The 21639-nt window shown below is 52.0% G+C and carries 17 protein-coding genes; 9 read left to right on the forward strand and 8 right to left on the reverse strand.

Annotation, left to right across the window (positions count from 1 at the left end; translation table 11 throughout):
- Positions 1–23 precede the first annotated feature (23 nt).
- On the forward strand, positions 24–1085 hold the full coding sequence (locus K1X45_RS11930; RefSeq protein ID WP_220158934.1) for a succinylglutamate desuccinylase/aspartoacylase family protein: 1062 nt from the start codon (positions 24–26) through the stop codon (positions 1083–1085).
- A complete protein-coding gene (locus K1X45_RS11935) occupies positions 1082–1825 on the forward strand; it encodes an HAD family hydrolase (RefSeq protein WP_220160489.1) in 744 nt (247 codons plus the stop codon). The genes K1X45_RS11930 and K1X45_RS11935 overlap by 4 nt, the downstream gene beginning before the upstream one ends.
- Before the next feature lie 107 nt (positions 1826–1932).
- Here the strand turns inward: K1X45_RS11935 and K1X45_RS11940 are convergent, their stop codons facing one another.
- The gene (locus K1X45_RS11940; protein WP_255560989.1) at positions 1933–3663 is read right to left on the reverse strand and encodes a long-chain-fatty-acid--CoA ligase; all 1731 of its coding nucleotides are present in this window, start codon (positions 3661–3663) and stop codon (positions 1933–1935) included.
- Between the two features lie 994 nt (positions 3664–4657).
- On the opposite strand from K1X45_RS11940, the gene K1X45_RS11945 reads away from it, so the two are divergent.
- A complete protein-coding gene (locus K1X45_RS11945) occupies positions 4658–6061 on the forward strand; it encodes a cystathionine beta-synthase (RefSeq protein WP_220158936.1) in 1404 nt (467 codons plus the stop codon).
- Between the two features lie 197 nt (positions 6062–6258).
- Here K1X45_RS11945 and K1X45_RS11950 read toward each other — a convergent pair whose 3' ends face one another.
- Positions 6259–6426 (reverse strand): hypothetical protein, encoded by a 168-nt coding sequence (locus K1X45_RS11950; RefSeq protein WP_022712226.1) that lies wholly within the window; start codon positions 6424–6426, stop codon positions 6259–6261.
- 851 nt (positions 6427–7277) lie between these two features.
- On the opposite strand from K1X45_RS11950, the gene K1X45_RS11955 reads away from it, so the two are divergent.
- Positions 7278–7949, forward strand: coding sequence for an HAD-IA family hydrolase (locus K1X45_RS11955; protein ID WP_225686108.1), 672 nt, complete (start codon positions 7278–7280; stop codon positions 7947–7949).
- A gap of 11 nt (positions 7950–7960) precedes the next feature.
- On the opposite strand, the gene K1X45_RS11960 is transcribed toward K1X45_RS11955, so the two are convergent.
- On the reverse strand, positions 7961–8908 hold the full coding sequence (locus K1X45_RS11960; protein WP_220158937.1) for an XdhC family protein: 948 nt from the start codon (positions 8906–8908) through the stop codon (positions 7961–7963).
- Between the two features lie 40 nt (positions 8909–8948).
- The gene (locus tag K1X45_RS11965) at positions 8949–9386 is read right to left on the reverse strand and encodes an Lrp/AsnC family transcriptional regulator (protein WP_220160490.1); all 438 of its coding nucleotides are present in this window, start codon (positions 9384–9386) and stop codon (positions 8949–8951) included.
- A gap of 185 nt (positions 9387–9571) precedes the next feature.
- Between K1X45_RS11965 and K1X45_RS11970 the strand changes: the two genes are divergently transcribed.
- Complete coding sequence (locus tag K1X45_RS11970) at positions 9572–12613, forward strand: aminotransferase class III-fold pyridoxal phosphate-dependent enzyme (RefSeq protein ID WP_220158938.1); 3042 nt, start codon at positions 9572–9574, stop codon at positions 12611–12613.
- A 39-nt stretch (positions 12614–12652) separates the two neighbouring features.
- On the opposite strand, the gene K1X45_RS11975 is transcribed toward K1X45_RS11970, so the two are convergent.
- The gene (locus tag K1X45_RS11975) at positions 12653–13048 is read right to left on the reverse strand and encodes a cytochrome c family protein (RefSeq protein ID WP_075654138.1); all 396 of its coding nucleotides are present in this window, start codon (positions 13046–13048) and stop codon (positions 12653–12655) included.
- A gap of 124 nt (positions 13049–13172) precedes the next feature.
- A complete protein-coding gene (locus K1X45_RS11980; RefSeq protein WP_220158939.1) occupies positions 13173–13568 on the reverse strand; it encodes a VOC family protein in 396 nt (131 codons plus the stop codon).
- A gap of 244 nt (positions 13569–13812) precedes the next feature.
- On the opposite strand from K1X45_RS11980, the gene K1X45_RS11985 reads away from it, so the two are divergent.
- From K1X45_RS11985 to K1X45_RS12000, 4 genes are all read left to right on the forward strand, one after another.
- On the forward strand, positions 13813–16860 hold the full coding sequence (locus K1X45_RS11985) for an FAD-binding and (Fe-S)-binding domain-containing protein (protein ID WP_220158940.1): 3048 nt from the start codon (positions 13813–13815) through the stop codon (positions 16858–16860).
- 22 nt (positions 16861–16882) lie between these two features.
- Complete coding sequence (locus K1X45_RS11990; RefSeq protein ID WP_220158941.1) at positions 16883–17443, forward strand: murein L,D-transpeptidase family protein; 561 nt, start codon at positions 16883–16885, stop codon at positions 17441–17443.
- Between the two features lie 418 nt (positions 17444–17861).
- Positions 17862–18950: a DUF475 domain-containing protein gene (locus K1X45_RS11995; RefSeq protein ID WP_022710316.1), complete on the forward strand. Its 1089-nt coding sequence runs from the start codon at positions 17862–17864 to the stop codon at positions 18948–18950.
- Between the two features lie 158 nt (positions 18951–19108).
- Positions 19109–20503 carry an MATE family efflux transporter gene (locus K1X45_RS12000; RefSeq protein ID WP_210246201.1) on the forward strand — a complete coding sequence of 465 codons (1395 nt, stop codon included), beginning with the start codon at positions 19109–19111 and terminating at the stop codon, positions 20501–20503.
- A 38-nt stretch (positions 20504–20541) separates the two neighbouring features.
- Here the strand turns inward: K1X45_RS12000 and K1X45_RS12005 are convergent, their stop codons facing one another.
- Entirely contained in the window at positions 20542–21363 is an 822-nt protein-coding gene (locus K1X45_RS12005) for a M55 family metallopeptidase (RefSeq protein ID WP_220158942.1), read from the reverse strand.
- A 120-nt stretch (positions 21364–21483) separates the two neighbouring features.
- A complete protein-coding gene (locus K1X45_RS12010) occupies positions 21484–21639 on the reverse strand; it encodes a hypothetical protein (RefSeq protein WP_022710313.1) in 156 nt (51 codons plus the stop codon).

Consider the following 21639-nt stretch of genomic DNA (forward strand, 5'->3'; position numbering starts at 1 on the left):
CGGTCAATGGGTGGAAGACATTTATGAAAACGGATCATATACAGTTTGCCGGTGATGTGCCGGGCATTCAGGTGGAAATGCGTGTGCTGCGCTTTGAAGGCACAGATACAAGCGCGCCGACGGCTTATTTGCAGTCTTCATTGCATGGTGCTGAATTGCCGGGGCAGGCTGCGCTGCATTTCCTGATTCCGATGCTGCGTAAAGCGGAAGAGGAAGGCCGGATCAAAGGCGATATCACGATTGTGCCGCAGGCTAATCCGGTGGCCTCCAATCAGTGGCAGAGCCATCAGCACCTTGGTCGTTTTGATTTCTTCTCCGGTGTGAATTTCAACCGTAATTTCCCGTTGCTGGAAGATTTCGACACTTCTGCATTGCCGCAGCCTGATGCGCCGGTTTCCATCGATAAGCGCATCAAGGCGATGCTGGTTCGCATGGCGCTGAAGCATGAGATCGTGCTCGATCTGCATTGCGATGATGAGAGTGAAAACTATCTCTATGTGCATGAAAATTATGCGGAAGATCTGCGTGATCTGGCAACAGCACTACGTTCGACCGCAATTCTTGCCGGTGATTCAACCGTTAGCGCGGCTTTTGAAGAGGCCTGTGTTAATCCGCTGCTGCATATGAAAGCGGAAGAGCGTGATATGCGCCGCCGCGCGGTAACAACCGTTGAGTTTCGTGGTCTCAATGATGTTGATCCGGCAACCGGTCTGGCTGATGCGGAAGGGCTCTATCGCTTCCTCGTGTATCGCGGCGTGGTGGAAGATGCATCCAGCCAGCTCGGCGAAGCATTTAACGGCCCGATCGCGCCTTTCTCCCGTGTGGAAATGATCCGCGCACCGCAGGGCGGTATGGTGCTGTATCATGTGGCGCTGGGTGATATCGTCAAAAAAGGCGATCTGCTGGCAACGATTGTCACCGTGCCGGGTGAACCTGAGCACGATATCAAGCTCTGCGCACCGCAGGCCGGTCGCGTTTTAACCTATCGCAGCCTGCGCTATCTGCGCCGCGGCGATGATGTGATGAAGCTGATTGGCGATGAACCATCGGCACAAAGCAAACCTGCCGGTTCACTGGAGGCATAATGTCAGCAAATGTAGCAGTGCCGTCCGGCTCTGAAAAAACGATCCGTGCCATTCTTTTTGATAAGGACGGCACGCTGGTTGATTTTAACAGGACGTGGTTTTCCATCTCCTGTGAATTGGCCAGACGTTCTGCTGCCGGTGATGATGCTTTGGCGAAATCACTGCTGGATGCCGGTGGCTATGACTGGCAGGCGGAAAAATTCCGCGCCAATTCTGCAATTGCCGCCGGAACGGTTGAGGATATTGTTGCGCTCTGGCATCCGCAGGATACAGACGAGCAACGCCGTGCACGTGTCGCGGAATATGATGTTTACGGAGTTGAGGAAGGTGCCAAACAGGCGGTGGCTGTTGAAGCATTGAGCCAGACCCTGCAAACCTTGAAAGCGGCTGGTTTTATCTTAGGCATTGCAACCAATGATTCTGAGGCCGGTGCACGGGCAACGGCCGCAGCACTGGGTATCAGTGATCTGTTTTCCGGTTTTATCGGCTATGACACGGCAGCGCGTGCCAAGCCTTATGCTGATCCGTTGCTGCATTTTGCGGCAGAAGTCGGCGTGGCACCGGAGCAGGTGGCGATGGTTGGCGACAATCCGCATGATATGGAATGTGCCAGAGCTGCCAAAGCGGGTCTGGCAGTTGGTGTGCTGACGGGCAACAGTCCGCGTGAAGTGCTTGAACCGCTGGCCGATATTGTGCTGCCGTCTATTGCGGATTTGCCGGACTATCTGGCCGGAAAGTAATGTCTGCTTGTAATTAAAATGAAAGGCCGGTGTTTTGCACCGGCCTTTTCTCTGTTTAGTCGCATTGTCATGAGCGTCAAGTTGATCCAACTTGACTGTGAAATGCTCTAGCGCAATTCGCGGCGCAGAATTTTACCGACATTGCTTTTCGGCAGACTGTCGCGGAATTCAATTATACGCGGACGCTTATAATTGGTCAGCCGCTCGGCGCAGAAAGCTTTCAGCACCTCTTCGGTCAGTTCCGGATCGCGGCGCACCACAAACAGCTTTACCACTTCGCCGGAATGTTCATTGGCAATACCGATTGCAGCAGCCTCGACAACACCCGGATGTTCCGCTGCAACTTCTTCAATCTCATTCGGATAGACATTGAAGCCGGAGACAAGGATCATATCCTTCTTGCGGTCCACAATTTTGGTGAAGCCGCCTTCATTCATGAAGCCCATATCACCGGTGCGGAAGAAACCGTCAGGGAAAATAGCCTTGGCTGTTTCCTCAGGCCGGTTCCAATAGCCTTTCATGACCTGCGGACCACGCACACAGACTTCGCCTACTTCACCAAGCGGCACATCATTGCCGTCATCGTCACGGATCGCCACATCAGAACCCGGTACCGGCAGACCGATAGTGCCCGAAAACTCTGTAGCATTAAGCACATTGGCCGTGGCAACCGGCGAGGTTTCCGAAAGGCCGTAACCTTCAGTAATCAGGCAGCCCGTCATCTTCTCCCAGCGCTCGGCAACAGGACGCTGAACCGCCATGCCGCCGCCAAGAGTGAGGATCAGCGGCTTGAAATCCAGCCTGCGGAAGTCTGCATTTTCCATCAGGGCATTGAACAAAGTGTTGAGCCCCGGGAAAATATGAAACGGTGCTTTTTGCAGCTCCTTCACAAAAGCCGGAATATCCCGCGGATTTGGGATAAGCAGATTGCGGGCACCCTGCTGAATACCCATCATCGCATTCACGGTCAGGGCAAAAATATGATAGAGCGGCAATGCGCAGATATAATTGATATGCTCCGGCCGGCCTTTATGCTGGAAAGCCACATCCAGCCACAGGCGCATTTGCTCCACATTGGCAAGAATATTGCTGTGCATGAGCATGGCACCTTTGGAAATGCCGGTCGTGCCGCCTGTATATTGCAGAAAAGCCAGATCATCCGGTGCAATCACCACCGGTTTGAATGTCAGTTTTGCACCGCTGGCGAGGACAGATTTAAAGCTGTTATGTGCCGGAATATTCCATGCAGGCACCATTTTCTTAACACGGCGCACGACGAAATTGATAATCGCACCTTTAAGCCCGTGCATATCGCCCATAGAGGCGACAACCACATGCTTGACCGATGAATTTGGCAGGACTTTCTCCAGAGTATGGGCAAAGTTTTCGAGAATAATAATCGCTTTGGCACCGGCATCATTGAGCTGATGTTCCAACTCGCGTGGGGTATAGAGCGGATTGACATTCACAACCACCAGCCCTGCGCGCAAAATAGCGGTAATCGCAACCGGATATTGCAATACATTCGGCATCATCACGGCCACGCGGTCGCCTTTGATCAGTCCGCGTGATTGCAGCCATGCTGCCAGAGCCGCCGATTTTTCATCCAGCTCTTTATAGGACAGAGATTTGTCCATGCAGGTGAAAGCAGGGCGGTCGCCATATTTCTTGCAGGATGTGAGGATCAGATCGGTGATCGATTGATAAGCGGACGGGTCAAGCGCATGCGCTACCCCTTGCGGATAATTGCTGAGCCATGGTTTGGCATCATAAGGGCTGGCTGTTTTTACCGGCTTGGCAACTGGTACTACGGCCGGTTCCGGTGCCTTGTCAGCAATTTTTACTTCCGGTTCGGCTTTTGCAACCTTGGCAGCGGCTTTAGCGGCAGGCTTAGCGCTACCAGCTTTCGGGGCGGTTTTGGTTTCCGCTGCTTTTGCTGCCGGTTTTACCGCAGCAGTTTTTGTTTTGCCGGCAAGCTTTGCTGCCGTGGTGTTAGTTGCAAGCTTTGCTGCCGTGGTGTTAGTTGCAGGCTTTCCTGCCGTGGTATTGGTTGCAGGCTTTGCTGTTGTTGTTTTGGCAGGCTTTTTGGCTTCTGCAACTGTCGGAGCCGCAATGTTTGTTGCCTCCGGTGTGGCAGCTTTTTTTGCCGGAGATTTTTTCGGTGCCGCAGATGTTTTTACTGCAGTCTTTGCCGGTTCGGCCTTGGTGGCTGCCACTGTCTTAGCTTTCGCTGCTGTGCTTTTCGGAGCGGATTCTTTGACCGGCTTTGTTGCGGCTGTTTTGGCCGCCGTGGTTCCGGTTTTCTTTGCGGCGCTTTTTGTTGCGCCGGCCTTGGCATTCCCATCACTCGAACGTGTCATTCTGCCTCCCAGAATTCCTGTTGTGCCGGCATATGCTTCCGGAAAGTTTCCGGTGTATCGGGTCTTCCTCGCTAAAACCCGTCTGCCAACAACTTAACCAAGATTATGCCGATATCAATATCAGACATGATCTTTCCATTGACGTAAACGTAAATTCTTTATCAGGCAATATGTCTGATTGATTTGGCTGTATGAAATACAAGGCCGGTCATGGGATAGCCGGCACTGCGGGCGTCGTCTTCTTTATGCAATAATTTTTCTGTCTTTGATATTGTGTGAAACAACAAACCTGTAAGCCTCTTATATAAGTAAAAAATCTTAGCTTAATGACGGTAAGATAAAATAATATGTCTTCTGATGTGCTGGTGAAGCACTATGCTCTTTAAAGATTCAATGACATAGGCCGACTTGATAAATCCGCAGATATATCGGGTCTTACACAGCATTATGAGCTGTAAAGGAGCCCACCGCAATGCGATTTGCAAGTGTATTCCCGTCAGTTTTACAATTGATCGGCCGGACACCGCTTGTCGAACTCAGCGGATTTGACACTGGGCCGTGCCGTTTATTTGCGAAACTGGAGAGCCAGAACCCTTCCGGTTCCATCAAGGACAGGGTCGCTCTGAGCATTATTTCCGCAGCGGAACAATCGGGTCAGTTGCGGGCAGGCGGTACAATTGTCGAAGCAACAGCCGGTAATACAGGGCTTGGCCTTGCGCAGGTTGCGGCACTGCGCGGCTACCGGTTGATACTGGCTATTCCGGATAAAATGTCCAAAGAAAAAATCCGGCATTTACGGGCTTTAGGGGCAGATGTCCGGCTGACACGTTCTGATGTGGATAAGAACCATCCGGAACATTATCAAAATCTGGCGCGGCGTATCGCAGAGGAAATTCCGGATGCGTTTTTTGCCGATCAGTTTTCCAATCCTGCCAATCCGCTGGCACATGAGATCGCAACAGGGCCGGAAATCTGGGAGCAGACAGATCATAAGGTTGATGCGGTCGTCGTCGGGGTAGGCTCCGGTGGTACGCTGACGGGGCTGGGGCGTTATTTCCGCTCAGTTGCTCCGCAGACGCAAATCATACTTGCTGATCCTGAAGGTTCGGTTCTGGCGCCATTTATCGCGACAGGGCAGTTGGCACAAGCCGGTCAATGGTCGGTGGAGGGGATAGGGCAGGATTACATTCCCGATAATGCCGATCTCTCTCTTGTCAGCCGTGCTTATACAATATCCGACCGGCAATCTGTTCAGGCCGCCCGCGATTTGCTTTTACGTGAGGGTATTCTGGCCGGAGCATCGTCGGGTACTTTGCTGGCTGCAGCTCTGCAATATTGCCGCGAGCAGACGGAACCTAAAAATGTGGTGACGCTGATTTGTGACAGTGGCTCCAAATACTTGTCAAAAATGTTTGATGATAACTGGCTGCGGGAACGGCATCTGAGTGAGCGCGCTGTGCAGGGCAATCTGGAGGATCTGATCTCGCGACGCCATCAGGATGGTGCGGTGGAAGTAACCGCACCGGATGAAAATCTGCTTGAGGCATATGGGCGGATGCGGCGCAATGCTGTTTCGCAATTACCTGTGCTGGATGGTGGCAGGCTTGTCGGAATTATTGACGAAAGCGACATCCTGAAGGCCGTGGAGGGCCCGCCGGAAGGGCGCTGGTCGCGCTTTGCGGCTCAGGTTACATCGGCAATGACCCCGCAACCGCGTGTCTTGCAGGTGGACGCACCATTGAGTGCTTTGCAGAGTTTCTTTGACCGTGATGAAGTGGCGCTGATTGTGAATGGTGCGGATTTTATCGGACTTATCACTCGTATCGACCTGATTAATCATCTGCGCTATGCTGGTAAAAATACGCGTGATGCATAAAAAAACGGCCATATGCTGCAAGGTGCATATGGCCGTTTCAGTCTTTTCCGGTCAGCTTCGGCTTTCAATGCCGCACAATTGCATCGGTTGAAGCAAGGGGCACAAAGCGCATCTTTTTTAGCTGTTCTTATACAGATATGACTGCCGGAAAATGCAGGATTGGATTTCGGGTGCCGGAGGGCTCCTTTTCTGCTGTTTCAGCCGAAGACTGATGTCAGGCTTGTCGCAATTGCCCAGATAAGAAATGCAGCCGGGACAGCCAGACCGGCCAGAAAAATTCCCAGAAATACATAGGCCGCATCATCGGTGCGGTTTCTCATCTGATCGGCAGGCTTTTGCCATTGAGCGGGTACACCATCATACATTGCGGGTCTCCTCCGATATCTTCTTAATGGATTTATTATGATCTGAATGAGAAATACTGCAATACTGAATATAAAAAGATTTGAATTGCACGAAAATGATGGTATTAGCTGTTTTTCGTTGCTGTTGAATTTTAAAATCTGATATTTTTCGACATGTAATTTTATAAATATTGATTTTAACTCTATGATTTTTATAAATTTTACTTTTATACTGTATTTTTTGAAGTATCTGTAATTTCAATAATTGCTGAATGTTTCGATAAATATGAGATTCCTGAATGATTTGTAGTCTCAAAAATCCCAAGAAACCGGACAAAATCACTGCAAACTGAGTCGGGTTAACCGGCACTGGTTTTCATCACGCCGCCACAGAATATTGTCGCTGCTGCAGTTCTTTCGTGCGTGTTGCGCATAACGGTTTCACCCTGCCTTGCAATGCTGCATGACTGTTATGCATTATTGTTTATTGTCGGTTTTTTCTCCTGCCGTTATAAGTTTGTCCATCGGGTTCGTTCTCCTCCTCCCAATTGGACCCGATGACGGAATGCGGTACTCCTCCTCCCAACCGCATCCATAATCAGGCCGCGCATCTCCTCCCCCGCGCGGCCTTTTTCTTTTTCCAAATCGATTAAATTCATTTCCGTATTCAGCGTTCGGGCTATATTCTCGGCGCGAAAATCACTATTCGTTATTTTGTTTCGATCAAAACATTATAATGTTTGTTTTGTGACAATATGGTGTAATAGTGCGCTACCTGCTCCTGCAAGCATGATATTTGTGGAGGGCAGGAGTTCTATAAGCTTTGTCTGTTTGTTTGCCCCGTTTATCCCTTGGCTAAAAAGGATCTGAAAGTGAAGCAGCGCGATAATTCTGTATTTCTGAATTCCTATTCCGGTTTCCTGTTTGATATGGATGGAACATTGGTCAATTCCATTCCTGTTGTAGAGCGGATCTGGCTGGAATGGGCTGCGGAACACGGGGTAGACGGGCCGGAACTGCTTAAAAAAGTACATGGCATCCGCGTTGTTGACGTTATCAAAATGCTGAATATGCCTCATCTTGATCCGGCAGCGATTGCAGCCGCTTTTCTGGCTGAAGAAATGCAGGACTTTGCCGGTATTCGCGCTATTGCCGGTGCAAAAGATTTTATCGCCAGTCTGCCTGCTGACCGCTGGACGATTGTCACCTCCGCGCCGCGTGAACTGGCGGAAGCCCGTCTGGCTGCGGCTGGTCTGCCGATGCCGGAAACCATCGTCGTGGCGGAAGATGTGAGTGCAGGCAAACCTGATCCGTCCGGTTATCGTCTGGGCGCGCAGCGTCTTGGCTTTGATGCTGCCGATTGTCTGGTTTTTGAAGATGCACCGGCCGGTATTGCTGCGGGGAAAGCTGCGGATTCTGATGTTGTGGTGATCAGCGAAACCCATAGTCACGTGGTGACAGGCGGCAATGTTGAGTTCCGCGACTTTATCAATTTAGGCATCATGCAGGACGGCGACGGACGTTTGCGCCTGAGCGTCGGCTAAGTGTTTACAATTCAGGCCTGGCGATAAGCCTGAATAATCTCTGCCAGAATGGCCACGGCAATCTCTGCCGGTTCCTGTGCGCTGATCGCTAATCCGATCGGCGCATGAATACGCTCTAAATTTGTCGCTTCAAACCCTGCTGCTGTTAAACGCTCCAGCCGTTTGGCATGGGTTTTTCGACTGCCGAGAGCGCCGATATAGAAGCAATCGCTTTTCAGGGCGGCAGTGAGTGCCGGATCATCGAGATGCGGAATGTGGCTGAGCGCAACAAGCGCCGTAAAGTTGTCCGGTTGATTGGTTTTGAAAAATTCTTCCGGCCATGTTTCATGTAACTGTACAGACGGGAAGCGTTCCGCTGTGGCAAAGCCACTGCGCGGATCAATGATACTCAGTCCATAGCCGGTAATTTGCGCCATTTGTGCCAGCGCCTGAGCGATATGAACCGCACCGATTACCACAATATGCGGTTGCGGGCGGTAGGTCTGAATAAAGCCGGTTTCATCGAGTTGTGTGATCTTGGCATTATCCGGTGCAGGGATCAGTGTGATCTGTCCGGTTACAAGCTCAGTGCGGCTGGTAACGCGCCGCCGGTCGTGTTGCGCCTGCACGATTTGTGTCACCATCTCATGCATTGCTGCATCATAGGGAGCAATCAGCAGCCGGATCGTCCCCCCGCAGGATAATCCTGCGGACCAAGCGGTTTCATCGCTGATACCAAAAGACAGATCACGGGTTTGTCCGGTTGCCAGTACTTCGGCGGCTTGTGCAATCACTTCCGCCTCAATGCAGCCGCCGGAGACCGAGCCTTCAAAATTACCCTGATCATCGCAGATCAGATGACTGCCCGTAGGACGCGGTGCAGAACCCCAGACAGAAAGCACGGTAACCAGAGCCAGCTTGCGCCCCTGCTCAAACCAGTTTTGCGCAATATGCAGCGGATTGGTGTTGCTTTTTTCCATGGAGAGTATCCTCCTGTCAGGATCATTTTGGGCAGAAACTTTATTTATCACGCAGGATTTCACGGCGCAGCACGATGCTGGTTGTCAAATCTTCCACATTTTCGATTTCAGCAATTTTATTACGGATTTCGTTCAGGGCATTGATGGATGCTACTTCCACTTCCACCACCAGATCAAGCTGGCCGCTGACCGACGAGACTTTGCGCACGGCCGGTAATCCGGCGAGAATATCGAGAATGGAAATGCTCGGTGTGCGTTTCAGCGTAATCATCAGAAAAGCCTGTAAGGCCGCATCATCGAGCAGGCCGATATCAGCGCGGTAGCAACGGATCACACCGTTCTTTTCAAGACGGGCCACGCGCTCGCTGGTGGCGCTTCGGGACAGTCCGACTCGCCCTGCAAGAGTTTTCATCGGAATGCGGGCTTCCTGAGACAGAATGGTCAGAATTTTCTGATCCGTTGCGTCAATATCCTGCATCATTTCCCCTCTGAAACTGCATGGTTTTTACGATGAAAAACCTCACCGGCAAAGTGACGGTTACTTGAAACAAAGTGCCGGTGCAACCGGCACTTTGTCTGATGCGCATCTTTTTATGCTGTGCAAATCTGTCCGCATAAGATGCAACGCCTGTCTCAAAGGCAGGCTCATAAAACGGAACAACCATGCTTGATACCGCGCCGCAATATTCACTCACCGATGCCGCTTCTCTGCTCAAGACTCATTATGGCCTGAGCGGTGATCTGTCACCGCTCAACAGCGAGCGCGACCAGAATTATAAGGTCGTGACAGCAGACGGTAAAATCTTCATTCTGAAGATTATCAATGCATCCGAGCCGGTGGTGGAAAGCCGTTTTCAGACTGCATTGCTCAACCACATCCGTGACCATGCCGGTCACCTGCCGGTGCCGCATATCGTGCCGACGCTCAAAGGCGACAGCCTTGCCGATACGCTTTCCGCCAATGGCGATGTGCATAATATTCGTCTGGTCGGTTGGGTTGATGGTCTGCCACTGGCAGAATCCGCCCGCTCATTGCAGGCGCTGGAGGGCTTAGGTGAATTGCTCGGCCAGTTCGATGCGGCCTTACAGGGCTTCATGCATGCCGGTGCGCTGCGCGATCTGGACTGGGATATGACAAATGCAGGCCGCTCGAAAGACCGGTTGCATTTTGTCAAAAATGCCGATGACCGCGCTTTGCTGGAACGCTTCATTGCCCGTTTTGAAACACAGGTCGCACCAAAGCTCGGCACCTTACGCTCTGGCGTAATTCATAATGATGCCAATGACTGGAATGTGCTTGTCGGCAATGACAATCATGATGTGATTGCCGGTCTGATTGATTTCGGTGATGCACTTTACACGCCGGTGATTGCGGAAGTCGCGATTGCAGCCGCCTATGCCGGTCTGGATCATGATGCACCGATCAGTGCCGCAGCTGCTATCGCTAAAGGCTTCCATAAATATTACCCGCTGCGTGAAGAAGAGCTGAACCTGCTCTATGATCTGATCGCGATGCGTCTGGTAACTTCGGTTACGATTTCCGCCTCGCGTTACGCTGAGGCCGAAGACAATCCGTATCTGGCTATCAGTGAAAAACCGGCATGGGATTTCCTGCGCAAGCTCGACCGGATGGAGCCGCTGTTTGCAACGGCAATTCTGCGCAAGGCCTGCGGCTTTGATGCGGTTTCCGGTGCCTCGGCAACGGTCAACTGGCTGAAAAACAACCGCTCAAAACTCTTGCCATTGCTGGATAAACCGGTGGCTGCTTATCCGGCAGAATTGGTACCTTACGGTGATCCGACCCATCCGATGACCATCAAATCGGCAGAAGAACAGCCGGTCATTGCACAGGCAATGTGGGAAGAACATTGCGCTGTTACCGGCACGGAAGTCGGTATCGGCCCTTGGGGTGAGGAACGCACCGTCTATGCCGGTACGATGTTTGAATCCAAACTTGTGAAGGGCAAGCGCCGCACCTATCATCTGGGGCTTGATCTGTTCATGGCTTCTGGTACCCCGCTTTATACGCCGCTTGATGCGATTGTGCGCAGCGTGGATATCGAGCCGGATCCGCTGGGCTATGGCTGCCTGATTACGCTGGAACATCGCCCTGAAGGTTGTGCGCCATTCATCTCGCTCTGGGGGCATCTGGCGCATGAGGCAGGCAATCGTCTCAAAGCAGGTGATGTTCTGAAAGCGGGTGATCTTGTCGCTTATATGGGCGATGAAACTGAAAACGGCCATTGGGCACCGCATCTGCATCTGCAGATTTGCACCGATACCCGCCTGACAGCGATGGATATTATCGGCGTGGGTGAAGAAGCCTATCTCGATGTCTGGGCGGAACTGTTCCCTGATGCCCGCAACTTTGCAGGCATGGCTGAGGAGTTCTACCAGCAGTCCGGCCGCAGTAAGGAAGAAATCGTGGCGATGCGCCGTGAGATGCTGCTGCCAAACCTGTCGATCTCCTATGAAGATCCGATTAAATTTGTCCGCGGCGACGGCGTCTGGCTGATTGACCATAAAGGCCGTGCCTATCTCGATTGCTTCAACAATGTCTGCCATATCGGCCATGCCCATCCGGCAGTGGTAGAGGCAATGGCGAAACAGGCCGGAACGCTCAACACCAATACCCGCTATCTGCATGACAATATTGTTGCCTATGCAGAGCGCCTGACGGCTACCTTGCCGGATAATCTGACCGTTGCCGGTTTCACCAATAGCGGTTCGGAAGCCAATAGTCTGGCACTGCGCATGATGCGTGTGCATACGGGACGTGAAAATGCGGTTGTGCTCGACTGGTCCTATCACGGCACGACGCAGGAGCTGATTGATATCAGCCCGTATAAATTCAACCGTAAGGGCGGCAAAGGTGCCAAGCCGCATGTTTATGTGGCGAAAGTGCCGGACAGCTATCGCGCACCAAAAGACTGGGCACCGGAAGATCACGCCAAGCTTTATGCGGAAAGCGTGGCCGAGCAGATCGCGCTCATGCAGGCTAAGGGCGAAGGCCCAGGCTTCTTTATTGCGGAGTCTATTCCGAGTGTGGCCGGTCAGGTCTTCATGCCGGATGGTTATCTCAAGCACGTCTATAAGATGATCCGCGATGCCGGTGGTATCTGTATCGCTGATGAAGTGCAGGTCGGTTTCGGTCGTGTCGGCAGCCATTGGTGGGCGTTTGAAACACAGGACGTGACACCGGATATCGTCACCATGGGCAAGCCGATCGGTGACGGTCATCCGATGGCGGCGATGGTCACCACCCGTGAAATCGCTGACAGCTTCAATAATGGCATGGAATATTTCAATACATTCGGCGGTAATCCGGTGTCCTGTGCTGTTGGCCTTGCCGTGCTGGATGTGATTGAGAGTCAGAACCTGCGCGGTAATGCGCTGACCATCGGTAATTATCTGATGGATTCTTTCCGTGAGATGCAGAACCGTTATGAAGTGATCGGCGATGTGCGTGGTCTTGGCCTGTTCCTTGGTATTGAACTGGTCAATGACCGTTATACCAAAGAACCGGCTACCAATATTGCACGCGCCGTGTGCAATGTCGCCCGCCGCCGCGGTATCTTGATGGGGACAGAAGGCCCGTTTGATAATGTGCTGAAAATGCGTCCGCCAATGATCTTCAGCAAGGCCAATGCTGATCATCTGCTGAATGTTCTGGACGAGGCTTTCGCAGAAGTGACAAAAAAATAAGTTAAATAGAAGGCCGGTGAAATTCACCGGCCTTTTGTTTTATTGTGCTGATTTGGAGCGGATATAGGCAATCAGATTGCTGATATCTTCCGGCTTTTTCAGCCCGACAAAGATCATTTTATTACCGGGAATAAATTGTTTTGGCGCGGTCAGATAAGAGGTCAGAGTTGCTTCATCCCAGACCATGCCCTCTTCACCGGCTTTGATCATGGCCGGAGAATATTTAAACCCTTCAACCGTTGCGGTCTTACGGTCAAGAATATTCACCAGATGCGGGCCGACGCGGTTTTTCTCTTCTTCAATTGTGTGACAGGCCATGCATTTTGCAAAGACTTTTTTGCCTTTATCAGCGTCACCTTCCGCAAATGCCGGATAGGTAACAGCGAGGCCTGAGAGAAGAGAGAGACCAATAATCATTTTGGCAGACATGCGCATAACTACACCTTGATTAAATCATTGTATCTGCGCTGTATTTTAGCTGAATTTTGCCGCAGCAAGGCTGGTGTTAGCGTCGCTGCGACAAAGCTATACAGGGAGGCTCATGCCAAGCGTTTCATATTTATTTGAAACGTCCGCCGCGCTGCAAAACTTCGATCTTGTAGCCGTCCGGATCGGTAATGAAGAAGAAACGGCCGACCAACACACCATCCGGTTTGAATTCAATCAGCTTGCCCGGATTGAGGCCGGCTTGTTGAAGACGGGCATGTTCCGTATCAAGGTCAGACACTGAAACAGCCAGATGGCCGTAGCCGTCACCCAGATCATAAGGTTCAGTGCGGTCTTTATTAATGGTCAGCTCTAGCTCGAATTCGCTTTCCGCATTGCTCAGGTAAACAAGCGTGAAAGCCTGAAAATCAAGACGGTCTGCAATCTCCAAGCCAAAGGCGGTTTTGTAGAATGTAAGGGAGCGGGCTTCATCAAGCACGCGGATCATGGAGTGGATGTTTTTTGCCATAGGAGCACCGGTTATGAGAGTTTGGAACAGGCTTTCTTGCAGATTCTGCCCTGTTTGTCCCGTTTAACGGCCAGCTCAATGCCGCAGAATAAAGCTATATAAGATAATTCGCATGACTTCATGCCAATGCGTGACAAAGTAGACGGCTGCGCATGATTGGAAAGAGCGGCTGAAAACGCTATGACATTTGCGAAAGACGGATTGCTTGCGGCGCGATGCAACCGGCAAATGCGGAGAGAATTGCGTGATACCATTCCTGCAGGCAGACGTTCTGGCAAAACCGGAGCCGTTGGATTTTTACGATGCGTTGCGGCTGAGCAGCTTTGGCGGAGATATTGAATTCAGCGCGGCCACGACCACCGTTTATGCAACCGACAATTCTGTTTATCAGGTGCGTCCGCAAGGTGTGATTTATCCACGCGGATTTGAGGATTTGCAGCAGATTGCGCAGCTTCTCCAAAGGCAAGAATTCCGGCATCTGAAAATGGCGATGCGCGGTGGCGGCACCGGCACCAACGGTCAGTCGCTGACAGACGGTGTGGTGGTTGATACCTCACGCTATATGAACCGTATTCTCTCGATTGATCCGGAAAAGCGCATTGCCCGTGTGCAAAGCGGTGTGGTCAAAGATCAACTCAACAAAGCGTTGAAGCCTTACGGCCTGTTCTTCGCGCCGGAGCTTTCAACATCTAACCGTGCCACTATCGGCGGTATGATCAACACCGATGCCTGCGGGCAGGGTTCCTGCCTTTATGGCAAAACCTCCAATCATGTTTTGGGCTTACGTGCCGTTTTGATGGATGGCAGTGAGCTGAACACCAGACCGGTTTCAAAAGCCGAGCTACAAGACTTACAAAAGCCGGATACCCGCAGTGGTGCAATCTATCGGCTGATTGATGAGATCGAGCGTGATAATCGTGATCTGATCGATAAGACCTTCCCGAAGCTCAACCGCTTTCTGACCGGTTATGATCTGGCGCATTTACGCGAGGATGACGGCGGGCTTAATCTCAATTCTCTGCTGTGTGGTGCGGAAGGAACATTGGCACTGATTGCTGAGGCTGATCTCAATCTGCTGCCGATCCCGCGTTTCGCGGCGCTGATCAATATCCGCTATGACGATTTCAACACTGCGCTGCGCGATGCCCGTTTCCTTACCGGATTGCAGGTAGCATCGGTTGAGACAGTGGACGCTAAGGTGCTTTCACTGGCGCGCGGCGATATTATCTGGAGCCGCATTGCCGATTATTTCCCTTCAGAAGAGGGCAAGCGCACAGACGGTATCAACATTGCCGAAGTGCTGGCCGACAGCGCTGGCGAACTGGCCGAGAAAATCCGTTTTGTCAGCCAGTCTCTGGCGGATTCTCCGCAAAGCGGCCGTCACGGTTTTACCACCACAGAAAAACCGGATGATATTGAAGCCATCTGGACAATGCGCAAACGCGCGGTTGGTTTGCTTGGCAATGTCGAAGGCGCGCGCCGTCCGGTGGCATTTGTAGAAGATACGGCGGTACCGCCGGAAAATCTGGCTGATTATATTCTTGAATTTCGTGCGCTTCTCGATGGTGAAGGGCTGGATTACGGCATGTTCGGCCATGTCGATGCAGGCGTGCTGCATGTGCGCCCCGCGCTTGATCTGTCCGATCCGGCGCAGGAAGTGATGATCCGCCGTATCTCCGATGCGGTGGTGGCGCTGACGCTCAAATATGGCGGCGTGCTGTGGGGCGAACACGGCAAAGGTGTGCGTTCGGAATATGTGCCGGAGTTTTTCGGCCCGCTTTATCCGCAATTGCAACGTATCAAAGCGGCTTTCGATCCATATAATCAGCTCAATGCCGGTAAGATTGCCACGCCCGATGATCAGCCGCTGACCAAGATTGACGAACTGGCCTTCCGCGGCCAGAAAGATCGTATCATCCCTGCGGATGTGCGCAATGCTTATGACAATGCGCCTTATTGCAACGGTAACGGCGCTTGTTTTGATTTCAATACAGATTCCACGATGTGCCCGTCTTTCAAAGGCAGCGGCGACCGGCGCTATTCTCCGAAAGGTCGTGCTTCGCTGATCCGTGAGTGGCTGCGCCTGCTGAGCGAAAAGGGCATTGATCCGCGCCGCTCGGCACAGGCGCTGCGGAATAAACCGCTGTGGAGCGGTTTGCTTGGCCGCATCGGCAATAGTCTTGGCTCGAAAAACCGTGATGACTTTTCCCATCAGGTGCGCGATGCGATGGATACCTGCCTTGCCTGTAAGGCCTGTGCAGGGCAATGTCCGGTCAAGGTCAATGTTCCGGCCTTCCGCTCCAAATTCCTTGAGCTTTATTACAGCCGCTATCTGCGTCCGCTGAAAGATCCGCTGATTGCCTCAATTGAACATATGATGCCGCTGGTTGCCAAAACCAGCAGGCTTTATAATGGTGTGATGGGTAGTGGTCTTGGCCGCTGGGGTATGAAACAGGTTGGCCTCACAGCTCTGCCGTCACTGAGTGATGTGAGCCTGACAAAAGAACTGCGCGCCCGCAATATTCAGATGGCGGATGCAAATGTGCTGAACAATCTGAGCGCAGAGCAGAAAGCCAAAGCGGTTATTCTGGTGCAGGACAGCTTTACGAGTTTCTTCGATACACAATTGCTGCTGGATGTGCTGGATTTGCTGAAGGCGCTCGGTTTCACACCTTATCTGGCTGAACTGAAACCGAACGGCAAAGCGCAGCATGTGCATGGTTATCTGAAGTCTTTCACCCGCACGGCTCGCAATACCAGTCTTTATCTCAATAGTCTGGCACAAAGCGGTGTGCCACTGGTCGGGCTTGATCCGTCGATGACGCTGACCTATCGCAGTGAATATCGCTCGGCGCTGCCAAATGAAACCGTGCCGGATGTGAGGCTGCCGCAGGAATGGCTGGCGCAGCATCTGGGGCAGATTGCATCCGATATTAAGCCATCGCTCGAGCGTGCCGCACAGAATTATATGCTGCTGCCGCATTGTACCGAGAAGACCAATGCCACGCCGACAATTGCGGCATGGGCTGCGATCTTCAAACATTTCGGCATCAATATGGTGATCGGCGAAAGCGGTTGCTGCGGTATGGCCGGTACTTTCGGCCATGAATTGCGCAACCGTGCGCTGTCCGAAAATATCTATGATCTGAGCTGGCGGCAGAAAATGCAGACCCATGGCCGCGAACAAATTGTTATGGCCACAGGTTTTTCCTGCCGTTCGCAGGTTGAGATCATGGAAAAGACGCAAATTCAGCATCCTTTGCAGGTTCTGAAGCAGCTGATTGCTTCCTGATCTCTTCTTTGCAACGGGTATCATGATTTCAAAGCGCAGAAAAACTTTAGTCATCCTGTTGGGGCTGGCTCTGGCCGTGCCGGTTGCGGGCTTTGCTTATACGAAAGTGCTGGGACGTTTCGGTTCCGGCACTGCACCGGCCATGGCCGCTGTTGAGCAGCAGGCGGATAAAATCATCGTGCGCAAAGCCGCCCGTGAACTGCAATTACTGCGCGGTGATGAAGTCTTACGCACCTATCGCATTGCATTGGGAGGCGCACCGGAAGGGCATAAATTACAGGAAGGCGACCAGAAAACTCCTGTCGGCGATTATGTGATCGACTGGCGCAATCCGCGTTCCATGGCACATCTCAGTCTGCATATTTCCTATCCCAATGAGCAGGATGCAGCCAAAGCCAAAGAGGCGAATGTATCTCCGGGTGGCAATATTATGATCCATGGTCTGCCGAATGGCTGGGGTGCTCTCGGAGCGATCCATCATCTCTGGGACTGGACGGATGGCTGTGTGGCGGTGACAAACAGCGAGATGCGGGAGATCTGGTCGCTGGTGCCGAATGGTACGCCGATCTCCCTTTATGAATAACGGGCGCTGAAATCCGCTTTTGAAAAAGCAATCATGTTCAAAATATGCCTTTTTTCGGCTGAAAATCGGATTCCCCCCTTGAAGCAATCGTAACAATGATTAATTAGAATGCATCTGTAGTATGAAGGCTGCGGGAAATTCGGCTGGTGAGAGGCACCGGCATCCGCCTTGCAACTGTTTTATACAGCTGGGTCAATCATTACGGAGCTAACACGGTACCGGGCCCCTCTGGCGAGAGTTTACGGCGCTCTCGTGATGTCGGTACTGCCGCAAATATAGCCGGCGGACATGTGATCATGAAAAATTCTTTCATGTTTTCTGCGGAAGGTCATCAGGCCGATTCCGCTTTTAACTTTTGTTCTTATATTGATAATGCGTATCGTACAGACCGGTCTCCGGCCACTAAGGAGATCGTGAAATGAGCACGCCTGCATCTCAGAAAACTGTTCTCAGCTATTTTACCTGGGCATTTATTGTCACCGTCGTCGGTCTGGCGCTTGGTGCATGGCTCGGCTGGCAGTCCACCGGCACAATCGGTGGTATGGCCTCGATCTTTTTTATCTGTACGGTTCTGGCCGTGCTGGAAATCTCGCTGTCCTTTGATAATGCGGTGGTGAATGCCAATAAGCTGAAAGATATGACGCCGGAATGGCAGCATCGCTTTCTGACATGGGGTATCATCATTGCCGTTTTCGGTATGCGTATTGTTTTCCCGCTGCTGGTTGTGGTGATTGCTGCCGGTATCGGTCCGATTGAAGCGATCGTTCTGGCTGCTGCGAAACCTGAAGAATATGCGCGTATCATGACTGATGCGCATCTGCCGATTGCCGCTTTCGGCGGTACCTTCCTGTTGATGGTGGGACTGACCTATTTCTTCAATTCCGACAAGGATGTGCACTGGTTCGGTCCGCTCGAGCGTCCGATGGCGCGTCTGGCTGAAATCAAAGGGGTTGAAGTTGCAATCGTTCTGATCCTGCTTCTGACCTTCTCGTCCATTCTTGGTGAAGTTGAAGGTACAACTTTCCTCTATTCCGGCATTTATGGTCTCCTGACCTTCCTTGCTGTGGAGGTGGTTGGCGGTATTCTTGATGCTTCGCAGAAAACACTGAACGCTGCGGCACAGGGCGGTTTTGGTGCCTTCCTTTACCTCGAAGTGCTGGATGCCAGTTTCTCCTTCGATGGTGTGATCGGTGCTTTTGCTCTGTCGCAGAACCTGTTCGTAATCGCGATCGGTCTGGGTATCGGTGCGATGTATGTGCGTTCCATGACCATTATGCTGGTGGAAAAAGGCACATTGAGCGAATACCGCTATCTGGAACATGGTGCATTCTATGCGATCCTGATCCTGTCGGTGGTGATGTATTTCCAGACACTCGTGCATATTCCGGAAGTGATTACCGGTCTTGGCGGTGCGGTACTGATCGGTATCGCGTTCTGGGCATCGGTTCGCCATAACCGCCGCGAAGAACATGCAGAAGCAAAAGCTGAAGCTGTAGCAGCCGAATAAGCTGTTTCATCACCTTCACGCAATTATGAGCCGCCGGATCACTCCGGCGGCTTTATTATTTTGCATGATTGCAAAGCTGCGATTATTGCTCATTGATGAGAAGCAGCATGCACGGACAGCGAGAACGGAAGACGGCAATGGAAACAGGCGGACAGAATATGAGTGATAAACAAGCTGTTTCTGTGAGCATTGATGCTGTTAAGCCGCCGGTACAGCATGGTCTGTGGCGCTCCTATATGCTGATTTTTCTGCCAATGCTGCTGTCCAATATTTTGCAGGCGGCTTCCGGCACGCTGAACGGTATTTTTGTCGGCCGCATGATGGGCGTTGATGCGCTGGCGGCAATGTCCGCCTTTGCTCCGGTGTTCTTTTTGTTTCTCGGGCTGATTATCGGTCTTGGTGCCGGTGCTACCGTTCTGATCGGTCAGGCATGGGGCGCGCGGGATATGGTCAAGCTACATGGCATTGCGGGCAGTGCGGTGGCAATGGTGATGACTGTGTCTGTTACCGTTGCAATAATGGGCGGATTATTTGCCACGCAGCTGATGTCATTTCTTGGCACGCCGCAGGCCGTTCTGAACGAATCCGCCCATTATGCCCGTATCATGATGATGGGCATGCCGGTGATTTTCCTGCTCTGGCTGATGAGCAATATGAGCCGTGGCGTGGGTGATGCGGTCAGTCCGCTCTGGGCGCTTGTGGTTGCAACATCTGTAGCCATGGTGCTGACGCCACTCTTCATTGAAGGCTGGCTGGGTTTTCCGCAGCTTGGAGTGATGAGTGCAGCCGTTTCCACGGTGATTGCTTCCGCTGTGGCACTGGTCTGGCTGATCTGGCACTGGAACCGGCGCAATCATCCTATGGCATTTACACGCAGTTTTCTGGCTCTGATCCGCTTTAACAGCACCTATTGTAAAACCATTTTGCGCGTTGGCCTGCCGACAGCCTTGCAGATGCTGACCATTGCTTTTGCCGAGATCGTGCTGCTGGGGCTGGTCAATGGTCATGGTACGCAGGCGACAGCCGCCTATGGTGCGATTGTGCAGACATTGGGCTGGGTGCAGTTTCCGGCCATCTCTATCGGTATTACCGCCTCAATTCTGGCCGCACAGGCGGTCGGGGCAGGGCGTAATGAGCAAGTGCATAAGATTGTAATTGCCGGACTGCAATTGAATTGGCTGGTCACCGGCTCCTGTGTGGCGCTGGCTTATTTGCTGTCCGGCTATATTACCAGTGCCTTTTTGACTGAACAGGCAGTTGCCGATCTGGCGGCGCATTTGCTGCATATCGTGCTTTGGACGATTGTATTATTTGGCATGAGCAGTGTGTTTATGAGCTCTATGCGGGCAAGCGGGGCGATTTATGCACCGACTGTTTTGACTATGAGCGCTATTTTGCTGGTGGAAATTCCGGCAGCTTATTTGTTTAATCAATGGATCGGCATTGACGGAATTTGGTGGGCTTATTCACTGACCTTTGCAACGATGCTGTGCCTGCAATCGGGCTATTATTATTTCATTTTCAGTAAGCGGCAGATCGTGAAGCTTATATAAATTATGTAAAAAAGCCGGCAGTACCGGCTTTTTTGTTATTATTTCACATTGGCAGCAAGACCAGAAAGAACACCCATCCAGCCGACAGCTTCCGCAACATTTGCACAATCAAAGCTGATGGCGGTGGCGTCCGTGCGCTTGGCACAAGGGATGATCGCCATCTGATCGGCCAGCAACGGCGAATTCATGATGAATTCTGCATGGATGCGGCCGGTAAACGGTTTCCAGACTTTCAGTTCGCTTTTACGTTCAACGGCCTTTTTCGCCAGATCACGGATCATCGTACGGGCATTCTGTACGGAGATCTGACGCGCTGCGCGGTTGCCGAGGGCTGTTTTGACCGTGGCAAATTCAGCTTCAGGGAAAAACGGGCGGTTCTCCAGTTCCGTCTGATCGTCACCGCTGATCAAGGCCACCGGCACACCGAGTTCACCGGCATAGGCACCGTAAAAGCCGGGCTCACCGACAATCTGACCATTGAGTTTGATGGTGCGGAAGGCAAAGCCGTTGGTGGTATGGGCAAGCACGCCATATTGCGCGGCACTGGCATGGTGGCCGGTGAAAAACAGCAGATCAAAGCTTTCATCAAGACCGGCAGCCATATTGAACTTCTTTGGGCGGCCAAGGATCAGTTCTGCTGCCGGATGCAGCATTTCCGGAATAATATTGACCATCGGACCATGGGAGTCGTTGACCAGAATATAGTCTGCACCACCTGCCAATGCACCTTCAATGGTGGCATTGACTTCTTCTGTCATTAAGCGGCGCGCCCGCTCATATTCCGGATTGCCGGGTTGCCCCTGCTGGGATGTTACAACGCCTGCAACACCTTCAATATCCGCACAAATATAGACTCTCATATTTCCCCTCCGGCAATCATGATTGATTCCGTAATTCCGAGGCTACCTTGACAAAAAAGCCCCGCAGCTTCAACCGAAGTGCGGGGCTTGAAGGACTTAAAATCTTATAGATAGAGCAGATTAGCTGAAATCGGCCGGATTAATGCCGAGGGTGCGCAAGTCTTTTTCATGCGGACGGCGACGGCCTTCAACAGCAGCAGCTGCGGAAGCTGCGGCACCGAAAACAGCCAGTGCGCGGCTGATGAAATTACGGGAATGCTTTGTACGTTCTGTCAT

It is taken from the genome of Pseudochrobactrum sp. Wa41.01b-1 (assembly GCF_019464455.1).
In the GTDB taxonomy this organism is placed as follows: Bacteria; Pseudomonadota; Alphaproteobacteria; order Rhizobiales; family Rhizobiaceae; genus Pseudochrobactrum; species Pseudochrobactrum saccharolyticum.